14 protein-coding genes are annotated in these 13590 nt (G+C 70.3%); 2 read left to right on the top strand and 12 right to left on the bottom strand.

The window, feature by feature from the left end; translation table 11 throughout:
- The first annotated feature begins 6 nt into the window (after positions 1-6).
- Positions 7-798, top strand: coding sequence for a hypothetical protein (locus tag BLA60_RS06980; protein WP_075131893.1), 792 nt, complete (start codon positions 7-9; stop codon positions 796-798).
- Here the strand turns inward: BLA60_RS06980 and BLA60_RS06975 are convergent.
- From BLA60_RS06975 to BLA60_RS06960, 4 genes are all read right to left on the bottom strand, one after another.
- A complete protein-coding gene (locus BLA60_RS06975) occupies positions 759-1622 on the bottom strand; it encodes an alpha/beta fold hydrolase (RefSeq protein ID WP_075131892.1) in 864 nt (287 codons plus the stop codon). The two genes, BLA60_RS06980 and BLA60_RS06975, sit on opposite strands and share 40 nt — an antisense overlap.
- Positions 1619-3103, bottom strand: a complete 1485-nt coding sequence (locus BLA60_RS06970) for a flavin-containing monooxygenase (protein WP_075131891.1) — start codon at positions 3101-3103, stop codon at positions 1619-1621. Before BLA60_RS06970 ends, BLA60_RS06975 begins: the two co-directional genes overlap by 4 nt.
- A gap of 32 nt (positions 3104-3135) precedes the next feature.
- Positions 3136-3795 carry a TetR/AcrR family transcriptional regulator gene (locus BLA60_RS06965; RefSeq protein ID WP_245811851.1) on the bottom strand — a complete coding sequence of 220 codons (660 nt, stop codon included), beginning with the start codon at positions 3793-3795 and terminating at the stop codon, positions 3136-3138.
- 110 nt (positions 3796-3905) lie between these two features.
- Positions 3906-5516: an MFS transporter gene (locus BLA60_RS06960; protein ID WP_245811850.1), complete on the bottom strand. Its 1611-nt coding sequence runs from the start codon at positions 5514-5516 to the stop codon at positions 3906-3908.
- A 291-nt stretch (positions 5517-5807) separates the two neighbouring features.
- On the opposite strand from BLA60_RS06960, the gene BLA60_RS06955 reads away from it, so the two are divergent.
- Complete coding sequence (locus BLA60_RS06955) at positions 5808-6149, top strand: DUF6235 family protein (RefSeq protein ID WP_084734709.1); 342 nt, start codon at positions 5808-5810, stop codon at positions 6147-6149.
- On the opposite strand, the gene BLA60_RS06950 is transcribed toward BLA60_RS06955, so the two are convergent.
- The 8 genes from BLA60_RS06950 to BLA60_RS06915 form a co-directional block, all read right to left on the bottom strand.
- On the bottom strand, positions 6139-6855 hold the full coding sequence (locus BLA60_RS06950; protein ID WP_075131889.1) for a maleylpyruvate isomerase family mycothiol-dependent enzyme: 717 nt from the start codon (positions 6853-6855) through the stop codon (positions 6139-6141). The two genes, BLA60_RS06955 and BLA60_RS06950, sit on opposite strands and share 11 nt — an antisense overlap.
- Before the next feature lie 48 nt (positions 6856-6903).
- Entirely contained in the window at positions 6904-7935 is a 1032-nt protein-coding gene (locus BLA60_RS06945; protein ID WP_075131888.1) for an NAD-dependent epimerase/dehydratase family protein, read from the bottom strand.
- An 11-nt stretch (positions 7936-7946) separates the two neighbouring features.
- A complete protein-coding gene (locus BLA60_RS06940; protein ID WP_075131887.1) occupies positions 7947-8495 on the bottom strand; it encodes a flavin reductase family protein in 549 nt (182 codons plus the stop codon).
- Between the two features lies 1 nt (position 8496).
- Positions 8497-8961, bottom strand: coding sequence for an acyl-CoA thioesterase (locus tag BLA60_RS06935; RefSeq protein WP_075131886.1), 465 nt, complete (start codon positions 8959-8961; stop codon positions 8497-8499).
- 8 nt (positions 8962-8969) lie between these two features.
- Positions 8970-9800 (bottom strand): hypothetical protein, encoded by an 831-nt coding sequence (locus BLA60_RS06930; protein ID WP_075131885.1) that lies wholly within the window; start codon positions 9798-9800, stop codon positions 8970-8972.
- A gap of 161 nt (positions 9801-9961) precedes the next feature.
- The gene (locus tag BLA60_RS06925) at positions 9962-11263 is read right to left on the bottom strand and encodes a PQQ-dependent sugar dehydrogenase (protein WP_075131884.1); all 1302 of its coding nucleotides are present in this window, start codon (positions 11261-11263) and stop codon (positions 9962-9964) included.
- A gap of 3 nt (positions 11264-11266) precedes the next feature.
- Entirely contained in the window at positions 11267-12787 is a 1521-nt protein-coding gene (locus BLA60_RS06920) for an outer membrane protein assembly factor BamB family protein (protein WP_162292913.1), read from the bottom strand.
- A gap of 239 nt (positions 12788-13026) precedes the next feature.
- Positions 13027-13356 carry a YciI family protein gene (locus tag BLA60_RS06915; RefSeq protein ID WP_075131882.1) on the bottom strand — a complete coding sequence of 110 codons (330 nt, stop codon included), beginning with the start codon at positions 13354-13356 and terminating at the stop codon, positions 13027-13029.
- Positions 13357-13590 lie beyond the last annotated feature (234 nt).

The following is a 13590-nucleotide window of genomic DNA, read 5'->3' as shown; positions in this document are numbered from 1 at the left end:
GCCGGCATGGGGTGGTTCCGTCGCAAGTGCCCGATCGACGCGGAGGTCGGCACCTGGATCGAGGAGTCGTTCGCCTGGTTCCGCAAGGAGTTCGGCGACGATCCGTTACACGCGGACCCGCTGTTGCCGACACCTGCCGTGATCCCGAGGGACTATTCGGGCACAGCGGACGAGGTCCGCACACTGTTCGACGCGTTGCGCGAACGGCTGTCCGTCGATCCGTCCGTGGTGCGGTTGACGTTCCAGGACGAGGACCTGGCCGCGCTGATCTCGACGGTCGGGGTGACCCGCCCACCGGTGGAGTGCTATCGGCGGGAGCAGGGCCTGGTCCTGGTTCAGGTCGACAGCTACTACGCCGCCGACCCGTTCCGGATCGTCGCGCGCCTGGCCCACCAGTTGGCACACGTGCGGCTACTCGGTGAGGAGCGCGTCACCACCCGGCGCCGCGACCACGAACAACTCGCCGATCTGCTCACCGTCTACTACGGCGCCGGAGTCTTCAGTGTCAACGCCAGCTTCGAGGCCAGGTCGATCATCCAGTTCACCGACCGCGACAACCCGAACAGGGCAGGGCAGTACGTCAACGTCTTCCCCCAGTACATCGACGTCAGACGCCAGATCGACCGCATCGGCTTCCTGTCGGAACCCCAGTTCTGCTACGCCCTGGCCTGCTACGCCTGGCTCCGGGAAGAAGGCTGGCCCGACTGGGCCAGCCACCTCCAACGCGACCCGGCCAACTCGCTCAACGACGGCCTGCGCTACCTGGACGACACCGCGCGACCAGGCGAACTCCCCTGACCGACGTCCTCGACCCAGAACGTCCGGACCAGCTCGGCGAACTCCTCGGCCCGCTCGATCTGCGGCATGTGCCCGGTATCGGCGAACAGCTGGGTCCTCACGTGGGGCAACGCGGCGTGCGCGTGGTCCAGGTGACTGGCCGGAAGGATCAGATCGTCGGATCCCCACACCACCAGCGTGGGCACCGGCGCCGCGGCGACCGCCCGGAGGACCGCGTCACGCCACAACCGCCGCACGCCCCGGATCGTGCCGAGGGAACGGCTGAGTTCGAGCATGACCCGCGCCCCGTGCGGTCGACCGGCCAGCGTGTATCCACGCGTGACACGTTCGTCGGTCACGTACCGGCGGTCGCGGAAGATCGCCCGCTCGGCCCGGTAGGCCGCCGTGCGGGAGGGCCGCAGCAGCAGACGTCCCAGTGGCCGCACCGCCAGGATCCGCAACGCGACGGTCACCTCGCGCCCGAAGCCCGCGCTGGCCACCAGGACCAGGCTGCGTACCCGGTCCGGCCGGCGCAGCGACAGCAGCATCGCGACGGCCCCGCCCAGCGAGTTGCCGATGACGTGCATCGGCCGGGTCTCCCCCAGTGCGTCGAGGAAGGCCAGGACGTGGTCGGCCAGCGGCGGCAGGGTGGTGCGCCCGGGCAGCGGGTCGGACTCGCCGAAGCCGGCCAGGTCGAGGCTGATCACCCGGTGGCCGGCGAGCAGCGCGTGCTGTTCGGTCCAGTCGTCGAGGCTGCGCATGATCCCGTGCAGCAGCAGCACCGGCGGGCCGTCACCGGTGTCCCGGTAGTGCACGGTCCGGCCGTCGACCTGGAGCGTGCTCACCGCGTCTGTCCACTCAGGACACGGGCGGGGGTCTGGTCGAACACCATCTGGTCGTCGACCGGTCCGTACCGCATCAGCAGCACGTCGCGGGGGTAGTTCTGGTAGAGGCGCCACGGCGCCGAGCGGCCCTGTTTGGGCAGTGCGTCGATGCTGCGCAGCACGTAGCCGGAGTGCAGGTCGACCAACGGAACCTCGGCCGACGTGCCGGGCGGCGGTGCCGGTGTCGCGCTGCGGTGGCCGGTGGCCGCCAGGTGGTTGAGCAGCCGGCACACGTACCGGGCCACCAGGTCCGCCTTGAGCGTCCACGACGCGTTCGTGTACCCGATCGTCAGCGCGAAGTTCGGCACGCCGGAGAGCATCATCCCCTTGTACGCCAACGTGTCTCCCAGCTCCACCGGCTGGCCGTCGACGGTCAGCGACATCCCGCCGATGGCCAGCAGGTTCAGGCCGGTGGCGGTGACGACGACGTCGGCCGGCAACTCGTCGCCGGACTCCAGGGTGATGCCGCCGGCGGTGAAGCCGGCGATGCGGTCGGTCACGATCGACGCCCGGCCCTCGCGCACCGCGCGGAACAGGTCGCCGTCGGGGACGAAGCACATGCGCTGGTCCCACGGGTCGTAGCGCGGCCGGAAGTGGGTGTCGACGTCGTAGCCGGCCGGCAGCACCCGCTGGGCTGCCTTGCGCAGCAACGACTTCATCACCTTCGGGGCGCGCCGGGAGAGCTGGAACGCGGCCTGCGCGGACAGCACGTTCTTCCACCGCACGATCGGGTACAGCACGTTCAGCGGCAGCCGGCCGCGCAGCAGCCTGGCGATCGGGTCGACCGCCGGCAGTGACAGTACGTAGCTGGGCGAGCGTTGGAGCATCGTGACGTGGGCGGCGGTGTCGGCCATCGACGGCACCAGGGTCACGGCCGTCGCGCCGCTGCCGATCACCACGACCCGCTGGCCGGTGTAGTCGAGGTCGGCGGGCCAGTGCTGGGGGTGCACGACCGGGCCGGCGAACCGGTCGAGGCCGGGCAGGTCGGGGGTGTAGCCCTTGTCGTAGCGGTAGTAGCCGGAGCAGACGAACAGGAACGTGCAGGTCAGGACGACGTCACGGTCGCCTTCGGGGGTGTGGTGGACCGCGTGCACGGTCCACCGGTTGTCCTCGGAGGACCAGTGCGCGGCGACGACCTTGTGGCCGAAGCGGATCCGGCGGTCGACGCCGTACTCGTGGGCCGTGTCCCGAACGTACTCGCGGATCGACGGACCGTCGGCCATCGACTTGGACTTGGTCCACGGCCGGAAGGAGTAACCGAGGGTGAACATGTCGGAGTCGGAGCGCACCCCGGGGTAACGGAACAGGTCCCAGGTGCCGCCGATCGCGTCCCGGGCCTCCAGCACCGCGTAGCTGCGGTCGGGGCACTCGCGGGACAGGTGACAGGCGGCGCCGATGCCGGAGAGCCCGGCACCCACGATCAGCACGTCGACGTCGTTCACTACTCCACAGTAGCCCGCGACGGGCCGCGATTCTACGCCCTGATCCCCAGCTCCGCGTCCAGCCGCTGCGCCGACTCGGCGACCGAACGGGTCGCCAGGTCAAGGCCGTCACCAGCGCCGACGACCAGCGTGACGAGCTGGCTCTCGAAGCACTCCTGGGCCCCCCACGGCTCGATCAGGTAGTCCCCCAGCTCCAGGTTGACCAGCCCGTGCATGGCGAACCACATGTGGTGGGCGACCATCCCCGGGTCGGCCTGGCGGAAGCGCCCCTGCTCGACGCAGCGGCCGACGCAGCCGACGATGCTGGCCAGCACGTACCGGCCGTGCTGGCGGTCCTCCTCGCTGAGCTCGAAGCCCGACAGCGACTCGCCGCCGAACATCACCGCGTACAGGTGGGGGTTGGCCAGCGCGTTGCGCCGGTAGGCCCGGCCGTGCACGCACAGGTCCGAGACCGGGTCGTCGGTCTCCTTGATCTGGCTGAAGTAGTCCTGGAGCCGGGCGAAGCCCTCGTAGACGATCTCCCGCACCAGCCCGCTCATGCTGCCGAAATGGGTGTACACGGCCATGGTGGAGGTGTCCGCGTCGGCCGCCACCCGCCTGGTCGACAGCGCCTGCGGGCCGTCCTCGGCGAGCAGGCGCGCGGCGACCTCGATGAGCGTCGAACGAACGTTCGGATCCGGTTTCCTCGGCACGTTTTTACGGTACATAACGGTGCTATCACCTCGCTATCGGTCCACCCAGGCCACCCGGAACAGCCGAACGCCGGGCCCCCACCAGGGCCCGGCGTCGACGACCAGCGCTCCTACTTGACCTGGTCCGATGCCCCGACGGCCGCACCCTCGGCCGCCTGCGCACCATCCGGATCCTGGTCCTGGCCCTGCTCCTCGACCTCGCTCATCGGTGGCACGTGCTTGAGCGTGCCGATGATGAACACGGCCGCGGCCACCACCACGACCGCCGCGACCCAGCCGAAGACGTTCACCCCGGAGGTGAAGGCGTCCCTGGCCACGTCGAGCAGGTCGGTGCGGGCCGGTTCGGCGAGCTGGCCGGCCTCGGCGACCGCGCCGGCGACGTTCTCCCGGGCGGCGTCGGCGGCCGCGGCCGGGACGTCGGCGGGCATCGTGGCATCGAGCTGGCTGATGTAGACCAGGGAGCCGACGCTGCCGAGCAGGGCGACGCCCAGCGCGGCGCCGGCCTCGTTGGACACCTGGGCCATCGACGAGGACTGGCCGGCCTTCTCCGGCGGGGCCGCGCTGATGACCAGCCCAGTGCCCAGCGACACCAGCGGCCCGTCGCACAGCCCGATGATGGCGTAGCCGATGATCAGCGGCAGCGGCCCGGAGGTCGCGTCGATCTGGGAGAACCAGATGAACGCGGCCGCGACGCCGAACAGGCCGTAGCCGATGAGGTAGGCCGGGCGGACCCGGCGGGCGACCAGCGGCGCGATCATGGAGCTGGCGACGGCGACGACCATGCCCGGCAGCAGGCACAGCGCGGCCTGCAGGGGGCTCAGGTTGGACACCGAGGTGAAGAACTGGGTCATGAACAGCAGGCAGGACGCGCCGACGATGCCGTAGAGCAGCAACCCGACCAGCATGGTGCTGAACTTGCGGTTGCGGAACATGCTCAGGTCCAGCATCGGGTTGGCCAGGCGCAGCTGGCGTTTGGCGAACACGATGCCCAGCGCGACACCGGCGAGGCCGATGGCGGTGGACAGCGGTTCGAGGCCGTAGCGGGACAGCTCCTTGATGAAGTAGATGAACCCGAGCATCGCGCCGAGGGACAGTGCCGCGCTGGCGAGGTCGAGTTTGGGCGCGTCGGGACTCTTGAACTCCGGCACGAGGATCGGCAGCAGCACCAGCAGCACCACCATGACCGGCACGGCGATCAGGAACACCGAGCCCCACCAGAAGTGCGCGAGCATGAACCCGCCGACGACCGGGCCGAGGATCGAGCCGAGGGCGAACGAGCCGGCCCAGATGCCGATCGCCTGGCCCATCTGCGCCGGGTCGCGGAACATGTTGCTGATCAGCGCGAGCGTCGAGGGCGCGAGGGTGGCGCCGGCGAGGCCGAGCAGCGCGCGGGCGGCGATGAGCAGTTCGGCGGTGGGCGCGTAGGCGGCGATGATCGAGGCGACGGCGAAGAAGATCGCGCCCAGCTGCAGCAGCCGGCGCCGGCCGATGCGGTCACCCAGTGTTCCCATGGTGACCAGGAAGCCGCCGACGACGAAGCCGTAGATGTCCAGGATCCAGAGTTGTTCGACGGTGCTCGGCCGCAGGTCGGCGCTGAGGTCGGGGAGCGCCAGCAACAACACGAACATGTCGAAGGTCATCAGCATGGCGGCCAGGGACAGTACGGCCAGTGCAGCCCATTCCCGTCGGCCGGCCCGTGCCGGGATGTCGATTGTGCTCACGTTCCGATTCCTCTCCCTGCTCAGTCCTGGTCGCTGGTCAGCCGATCGGCCGACTGGATAACGGTTCCGCCAATGGGGACCGCACGACAAACTGACCGGTCTCGAACGTGGTCATCGCGTCTCTCCGTAATTACTTCTCCGTTCTGGACATGCTCGCAGTAGTCGGACGGAACGGGCTTCTCCGAGGATGCTCAGGCATCTTGACAATGGTTATATAACGGCGCTATGTTCTTGTTGAACACTGTTATGCATACGGATTCGCCCGTGAGGCAGGCAGGGAAAGTAGGCGTCATGAACCGCCCGACCGACGGTGCCGAGCCGATGAGTTTCCGCCTCGACACCGGGATCGACGTGCTGGAGACGTGGACCGCCCACTCCGAGGAGGACGACCGGTCGCTGGTCTACCAGGCACTGTTCGCCATGACCGACCAGTCGCTGTTCCGCACCCACCGCATCGTCGACGACTTCCAACGGCTCAACGAGTTCTTCGTCCTGCTGCGCGAGGACCTCGTACTCAAACTGCGCGTGCACTGCTTCGACTCGTTCGGCGTCGTCTACGTCGGACCGTCCGCCAAGGCCCCCGGCCTGGTCATCCCCCAGCGCGAACGCCGGGGCCGCCGCGTCACGCCGTGACCGGGTCCTCCACCGGCTGGCTGGGCGGGGTGAACGGGCCCCAGGTGAACGCCGGCAGCCAGCGGTGGGACTCCCGGCTCCAGCCGAGCCGGGTGATCTGCTCGTGGGTGCGGCGCCCGGCCAGCGAGCGGTAGATGTCGTACCGGGCGCCGCTCAGCGTCGCCACCGGCTCACCGATCCCGGCCTGCCACTGCCGGCCGTCCACCTCGACCAGGATCGCCGGCAGGTCGTGCGCGGCGACCTCGGCGGAGAAACCACTCAGCAACACCTCGAACGCCCGCAGGAACGCCGGGTGCTCCTCGGGCAGCGGCGCGCCCAACGCGTAGCGCAGGTCCAGCTCGTGGGTGAAGGCGTCGAGCACCATGAGGCTGCCCCGGCGCCCGCCGCGCTCCTCGATCAGGTACTCGGCGTGCTCGCCCATCCGGCCCCACTCGGCCACCAGCCCGGCGACGTCGGTGTCGGCCGAGGACCGCTCGGGTTTGACCCAGCCCGACATCCGGCCGATCGCCAGCGAGGAGATGCCGACCAGGTGCGCCACCAGGTCCCGCACGGTCCACTCAGGACACGATGGGATCCGCAGGTCCTCCGGCACCGAACGGCCGGCGAACAGCGAGGTGACGCCGAGGCGGGCGGCGCGGTAGGCGACGTGGTTGGGCACGCGCCCGTCCGTCAGCTGCTGCGCGGCGCGATCCAGGTTGGTGTCCATCGGACTCCCCGTAGGTTTCGGCTCAAGGTGTCGGCTCAAGGTGTCGGCTCAGATGGGTTGGGTCGGCTCCAGCTCGGTGACGGCCGCCCCGGCGGCCCTGGCCGAGAGCAGGCCGTCGCGGTGCAGCCAGCGCACGGTGTCGGCGAAGGTCCGCGCCACCGGGCGCGCGGCGATCCCGTTGGTACCGGCCGAGTCCGCGACCCGCGTGGCACACGCGCAGGTGTAGACGGCGCCGTACTCGGCCGGGATGTGCCAGGGCCACACCCGCTGCACCAGGTCGGTGAGCAGGCCCAGCGGCAGCATCGCCCGCGCCGGGAGGTAGGCCGTGGGCAGCGCCCGTCCGGTCACCTCACGCAGGACCCGCACGTACTGCCGGGTCGTCAGGTAGGTACCCGGTCCGAAATGGCGGTTGGCGCCCGGCCGGTCGAACAGCGAGGCGTGCAACGCGGCGGTGTCCCGCACGTCGCCGATGGGCATCCCGCCGGTCGGCCAGATCGGCATCAGCCCGCGCAGGGCGTTGCGCAGCCGGGTGGCCTGGTCGCCGAGCTTCGGGTCGTGCGGCCCGAGCAGCGCCGGCGGATAGCTGATGACGACCGGCGCGCCGTCGTCCTGGTGGCCCCGCGCGACGGCCTCGGCACTCGCCTTGCTGGCCAGGTAGGCCTCGCGCGGACGGCCCACCGGCGAGGTCTCGTCGATCACCCTGGACCCGGCGCCGAACAACGCGCCGACGGTCGACACGTGCACCGTCGGCCCGACCCCGGCGCGGCGGGCGGCGTCCAGCACGATCGTGGTGCCGGCCACGTTGGTGCGCCGGGTCGCGGCCCGCGAGCGGCTGTCGAACGAGTACACCGACGCGGCGTGCAGCACCGCGTCCGTGCCGCGCACCAGCCGCTCGACCGCCGCCCGGTCGAGCACGTCGCCCACGACCAGGTCCACGTCCACCACGCCGAGCGGGCCCAGGGCACGCTCCACCGTGGACTCGTCGCGGACCAGCAGGCGGACCCGGTGGCCGGCGTGGCGCAGCGCGGCCACCGAGTGCGAGCCGACGAAACCGGTGCCGCCGGTGACGCTGACCAGCATGGGAGCTCCCTTCAGGCGGTACGCGGTGCCGGCACTCCCTGGTGGAACCCGCCGCCGAAGAACAGCAGCGCGTCGCCGGTGCGCCGCGCGGCGTCCAGCACGGTGCCGAGGAAGATCGAGTGGTCGCCGCCGTGGTAGACCTCGGTCAGCTCGCACTCCAGCCAGGCCAGCGCCCCCGCCAGCAGCGGCGAACCGGTCACCCGGCCGGGGAACCAGTCGACGTCGTCGAACTGCGCGCGGCCCTTGGGCCGGCTGCGGCTGGCGAAGTAGCGGGCCAGCCGCTCCTGGTCGGCCGACAGCACGTTCACCCCGAAGTGCTTGGTGCGCAGGATGACCTCGTGCATCTGGGTCGTGCGGGCGATGCAGCACAGCACCAGCGGCGGGTCCAGCGACACCGAGCTGAACGCGTTGGCGGTCATGCCGTGGCAGTGCTCCCCGCCGGCGGTGAGCACGGTGATTCCCGTGGCGTAGTGGGACATCACGTCCCGCAGCACCTGCGGCGACGGGGTGGCCGGCAGGTCGGGTGACGGCACGGGGGTCAGGTGGCGTTCGGATGTCATGTCAGCCTCCCGCCGACTGCCGGACCGGGGCGCCCTGGGTCTCGGTGAACGGTGCCAGCGCGTCACGTAGTTGGGCCGGGACGCGGGCGGGAACCGTCTCGTTGTTGGGTCCGCGCATACAGGCGATGCGCTGTCTCCCACGGGCGACCAGGCTCTCGTGGTCGTTCCTGAGCAGGTAGTAGTCGAACACGAACTGGATCTGGGTCTGGGTCAGTTCGTCCAGACTCATCCGGATCGACAGGTCGTCGAAGGCGGTGATCTCGGCGAAGAACTCGCACTCGGCCTTGAGGGTGAACAACTTCAGGTCGTCGTGCATGATCTCGGCGAGCACGTCCGGCGCCACCTCCAGGAGGAACTTCTCCCGGCAGTGTCCCTGCCAGCGCAGGTAGTTCACGTAGTACACGTTGCCGACGAAGTTCGTCTCCTCGAACCCGACGGTGTGGCGGACCTCGTAGTATCCGGCCATGGGGTCGATCACTCCTCTCCCGACAGGACAGCGACGACCACCGGGTCTGGAACGTCGTTGACGGTGGTCACCCAGGTGGCGATCCGCGCGTCTCCCGCGGACAGCACCGCCCAGCCGTTCTGCTCGACCCGGTCGAGCGTGAGGGCCTGGGTTGTCGAACCGGTCTTGCGCAGGCATTCCAGCGCGCACCACACCCGCGTGCCGGCTGTTGACTCGGACTCGCCGGCCTCGACGGTCAGCAGGTCCCGTACCGGGAGCTGGTCGCGGCCCAGCAGGCCCGCCCAGGTCAGCCGGTCACGTTCGACCACGGTCTCCAGGTCGCACCCCAGCCGCCCGGTGCCGGTGACCACGACCAGCGTCAGCCCGGCGCAGTGCGACGCGGACACGCTGGCGCCGTCGATCTCCGGTTTGCCGTCTGGCCGGTGACGCACCCGCACCGGCCGGCCAAGGGCACGGCTGGCGGCGAGGTCGGTCTGGGCCCGGCGACCGGCCGGCCCGACCGCGTCCACCGGGTCGGGTTCGACGGCGACGGCGCGGGTGCCGCCGAGGATGGTCTCCAGGGCGCGTTCGAGGTGGCCGCCGAGCGCGGTGGGGGCCCAGGGCCCGGTGACCGGCAGCCCGTCGATGATCCCGGCCAGCTCGCCCAGGGTGACGGTCGCGAGGTTCGTGGTGGCCGGCAGCGGGCGACCGAGCAGGCGGGCGGTCTCGGTGGCGATCCGGCCGACGGTGATCGGGCCGAGGTGCAGATCGTCCCGCGGAAGGGTGGTGGCGCCGACCGACTCGACCGGCAGTTCCATCCGTTCGGCCACCAGCCGCCGCAGGATGTCCAGAGTGGACACCTGATGATCCACTGTGGACGCAGGGGTACTCACACGTCACCGCCCGTTTCGCCGACTCGCGTAAATACTGCACTCAGCGTGCATCACCGGCCCACGGCGCGCCTACTTCGGCAATGCTGTGGGCCGGCGAAAACACCAGGTGTGGCACTGCGGAAGAACCCTCAACCCGCCCAGTGCTCGACGCGCCACAGACAACCCGACGCCGCCGTCGCCACCACCCCGTCGTCGGACATCTCGAACTCGCCGAAATCCAACACGTACAGGGCGCCGTCCGGCCCGAACGCCACGTCGATCGGCCGGTTCAACGGCAGGCCCGTCGGGATCCGGTGCGCCGACCAGTCCCGAGGATCCACCCGCAGCAGGTCACGGCCGACCGGTGGACCGCCCGCCGGCAGACACATCGGCGCCTCGTCACCGAACAACGCCATCACCAGCTGACCGGCGTGGGCCGGGGCGTCCTGCGGGACCACGGCGAACTTCGTGGCCGCCACGTGCGGCTCGAAGGTCACCACCGGCTGCTCCGGCGGCGGCAACTCGTCGTGGTTGGCCAGCACGAAACTCGGCTGCGGCCCCCGCTCCGGGCGGAACTCCGGATCGGTGACCGGCCGCCCGCCGATATAGTCCGGCCAGCCGTACCAGGCGCCGTCGCGCACCTCGAACAGGAAGTCCGGTGCGTTGCCGATCGGCCGGCTGCCCCGGTCGTCGGCCCCCTGGTCCAGCGCCAACAGCCGGCCGTCGGGCAGGAACCCGAGACCGAACGCGTTGCGCAGGCCCCACGCCACCAACTCCAGCCCGCTGCCGTCCAGCTCACAGCGCATCACCGCCGCCGTGCACGGCAACGTCGCCGGGATCCGCATACCGGCCTCGGTCGGCGTGCCGAACTGGACGAACGCGCCGGTCGTGGCGCGGTCGCCGTCCAGGTCCGGCAACGGGTTGTCGGTCTCCACATCCGTCCCGGCGAGCACGACGTCCATCCCCGGCAGGTCGTGCGCGTGCGGCAGCCGCCGCAACCAGCCCATCTCGTAGGCGTCCAGACCGATGATCCCGAGGTTGGCCATCGCGCCCTGCGAGAAGTACAGCTTGCGGTCGGCACCCACGACCGGGGAGTTGGTGTGGTAGTTCCCCGGCCCCGGCATCCCCTCGACGATCGTGGTCGCACCGCCGTACGGGTCGAGCCGGCTGATCCGCCCGGCGCCGCCCTCGGACACGTAGAGCCGTTCCTCGTGCCAGGACAGGCCGGTCAGCGGGCCGGCGAGCCCTTCGGCGACCAGCGTGCGGCGCGACCGGCCCCGGTCGGTGTCCAACCGCCACACCCGGCCGCCGACCGGGGCGCCCCCGAAGGGCAACCCCGACTCGGCGACGTAGATCCGGCCGCCCGGGTCGAAGGCGAGGCTGGTCGGGAACTGGAGCCCGGCGGCGACGACCGCCGGCGCCGGCCTGGTCCATCCTTCGGTGGCGGCCATGACCTACCGTCCCTTCCGGTCCAGCTCGTAGGCGACGATCTCCGCCCGCTCCCCCGGACCCTGCGGCCAGCCAGAACCGGTGAGCACGTACCGGTCGTGGATCGCCACGGCCGAGTTCGTGTGCGCCGGCAGCTTCGCCTGCCAGGCCGTCCTGCCGGTGCGGGTGTTGACCGCGTGCAGGGTGCCGTCGAAGGTCGTGGTGAACACCAGGTCGTTGGTGACCGACGCGGCGCCGTAGGGCGAGGCCGGCAGCGGGTGGCTCCACTTGATCCGGCCGGTGGCCAGGTCCAGCGCCACCAGCTCACCGGTGCCCTCGGTGAACGCGGCCATCTCCGCCGGCGGGGCCTGGGTCACCCAGGTCGCGCCGTAGTTGTTGACCGACGCGTAGATCGTGTCCCGGTCCACCGCGATCGGGGAGATCACGCCGCCGAGCACACCCGGGAACACCTCGAACGGCATCTGCGGCAACTTGTCGGTCTCGCCGTTGAGCGCGTACAGGTTGTCGTCGTCGTGCCCGTTGTGCCTGCCGACCGGGGTCTTCCACAGGGTCTTGCCGGTGCGCGGGTCCATCTGGAAGATGTAGCCCATCTTGCCGGACGCGATCAGCACCTCCCGGCCGCGGACCTTGGTCAGCACCGGCGAGTTCTGCAGGTCCCAGTCGTAGAGGTCGTGCGGCAGGACCTGGTTGTGCCACATCACCTCGCCGGTGCGCCGGTCCAGCTTGACCACCGAGTTGGTGTACAGGTTCGGGCCGGGCCGGCTGCTCGCCCACGGGTACTCGTCGGTGCCGACGAACGGCGCCGGGTTGCCGACCGCGATGAACACGTTGCCCTGCGAGTCGTAGGTCGGCGGGAACCACACGCCGCCGCCGGAGTTCATCTCCGGGTGGCCCCACAGGTCCAGCGGAACCGTGTTGAACTTCCACTTGGTCGCGCCGGTCCTGGCGTCCAGCGCCCACAGCACCCCCGCGCCGCCGCCACCGAAGAACGCGTCGGCGTTACCGGGGCCGGTCGACACGTACACGGTGCCCCGGTCCACGCCCGGGGTCATGTTGATGCCCTCCACGTCACTGCGGATGAGCTTGCGGCTCCACAGTTGACGGCCAGTGCGGGCGTCCAGGGCGAACGCGTGCGAGGTCGTCGCGGCGTGCACCCGACCGTCGACCACGTTCACCCCGTTGGGGCCGTTGATCGGCGAGTTGAACTTGGTCGTCCACCGGACCTTGCCGGTGCGCAGTTCGATGCTGTAGACGTTCGAGTCGAGGTCCTGGGTGTACATGGTGTCGCCGACCACGACCGGTGTGGTGGCGTAGACGCCGGGCCAGCGCTCCGGCGGGGCCGGCACCTGCACCGGTGTGCTCCAGGCGACCGTGAGGGAGCCGACGTTGCGCGAGTTGATCGGGCCGCGCACGTGGCGGGTGTTGGCCTTGTCGGCGTTGGGCGCCGACCAGCCCCGCGCGGCCGGCCGGTGCGATTCCGAGCCGGCATTCGGGGCGGGAACGGAGTATCCGGTGAGAACCACCATCAGGCCCACCACCAACACACTGAGAAATAATCGAGTCACCGGCCGGCGGGAACGGATCCGACTGAGGCGCATGGCAACCCCTTTAATGGTCGTTTGGGTTCTCATGCAGGACGGTACCCATGCGCATAGATTCGGTGTTCTCCCCGCGTGCGCGGTTCCCACCCTCCACAAGGGAGCAGCCCGGTCGACCCGCCGTCAGGCGGATCAACCGGGCTGCTCTAAGGCGCCGGTGGGGACGGTCACTCCTCCCCGAGCAGCGGACGAACCTCCACCGCACCGTCCATGATCGGGACGAACCCGGCCACCTCGGCGGCGTGGTCGATGTCCCGAGCCTCGATCACGAAGACGCCGGTGAGCTGGGACTTCCCGGACTGGAACGGGCCCTCGCTCACCTTGTCGCCACGGACGGTCCTTGCCGTCGCCGACGGCTGGGTCGCGTAGGCGGTCACGATCTTGGCGCCGGCCCCGTCGACCTTGCCCTCGACCGCCTCGTGCCCCGCGAGAATCTCCGGCGGAAATTCCTCGAACGGAATCTCCTTGTCGTAAATCAGCACGGCGAACTGCGGCATTCTGAATCTCCTCGTTGTGTGGTTTCACACCCGGCTGGGTACTCTAACATCAGCGAGGGCGATCAGCACGACGAATGCCGAGCACCCCCTCATCAACCGTATGGCCGGCGCACCCGACTCCATTGATATCCGCGCCGCCGGCGGCCGCGCATCTTCCATCGTGCGGTCCTCGCCCCGGATGGTCTTCGCACCGGGAGAGAAGACACCGGCGGAATGGCGGAGGCATCCTGATTT

Source organism: Actinophytocola xinjiangensis, from assembly GCF_001921215.1.
GTDB classification, from domain to species: domain Bacteria; phylum Actinomycetota; class Actinomycetes; order Mycobacteriales; family Pseudonocardiaceae; genus Actinophytocola; species Actinophytocola xinjiangensis.
The sequence above is the reverse complement of the archived record's forward strand: the minus strand, read 5'-3'. Positions and strand labels throughout refer to the sequence as shown.

Excerpts from the sequence above, each read along its gene's own strand:
- BLA60_RS06980 (WP_075131893.1), top strand. The coding sequence starts at position 7 with ATGGGGTGGTTCCGTCGCAAGTGCCCGATCGACGCGGAGGTCGGCACC.
- BLA60_RS06955 (WP_084734709.1), top strand. The coding sequence starts at position 5,808 with ATGAACCGCCCGACCGACGGTGCCGAGCCGATGAGTTTCCGCCTCGAC.
- BLA60_RS06950 (WP_075131889.1), bottom strand. The coding sequence starts at position 6,855 with ATGGACACCAACCTGGATCGCGCCGCGCAGCAGCTGACGGACGGGCGC.
- BLA60_RS06945 (WP_075131888.1), bottom strand. The coding sequence starts at position 7,935 with ATGCTGGTCAGCGTCACCGGCGGCACCGGTTTCGTCGGCTCGCACTCG.
- BLA60_RS06940 (WP_075131887.1), bottom strand. The coding sequence starts at position 8,495 with ATGACATCCGAACGCCACCTGACCCCCGTGCCGTCACCCGACCTGCCG.
- BLA60_RS06935 (WP_075131886.1), bottom strand. The coding sequence starts at position 8,961 with ATGGCCGGATACTACGAGGTCCGCCACACCGTCGGGTTCGAGGAGACG.
- BLA60_RS06925 (WP_075131884.1), bottom strand. The coding sequence starts at position 11,263 with ATGGCCGCCACCGAAGGATGGACCAGGCCGGCGCCGGCGGTCGTCGCC.
- BLA60_RS06920 (WP_162292913.1), bottom strand. The coding sequence starts at position 12,787 with ATGGTGGTTCTCACCGGATACTCCGTTCCCGCCCCGAATGCCGGCTCG.
- BLA60_RS06915 (WP_075131882.1), bottom strand. The coding sequence starts at position 13,356 with ATGCCGCAGTTCGCCGTGCTGATTTACGACAAGGAGATTCCGTTCGAG.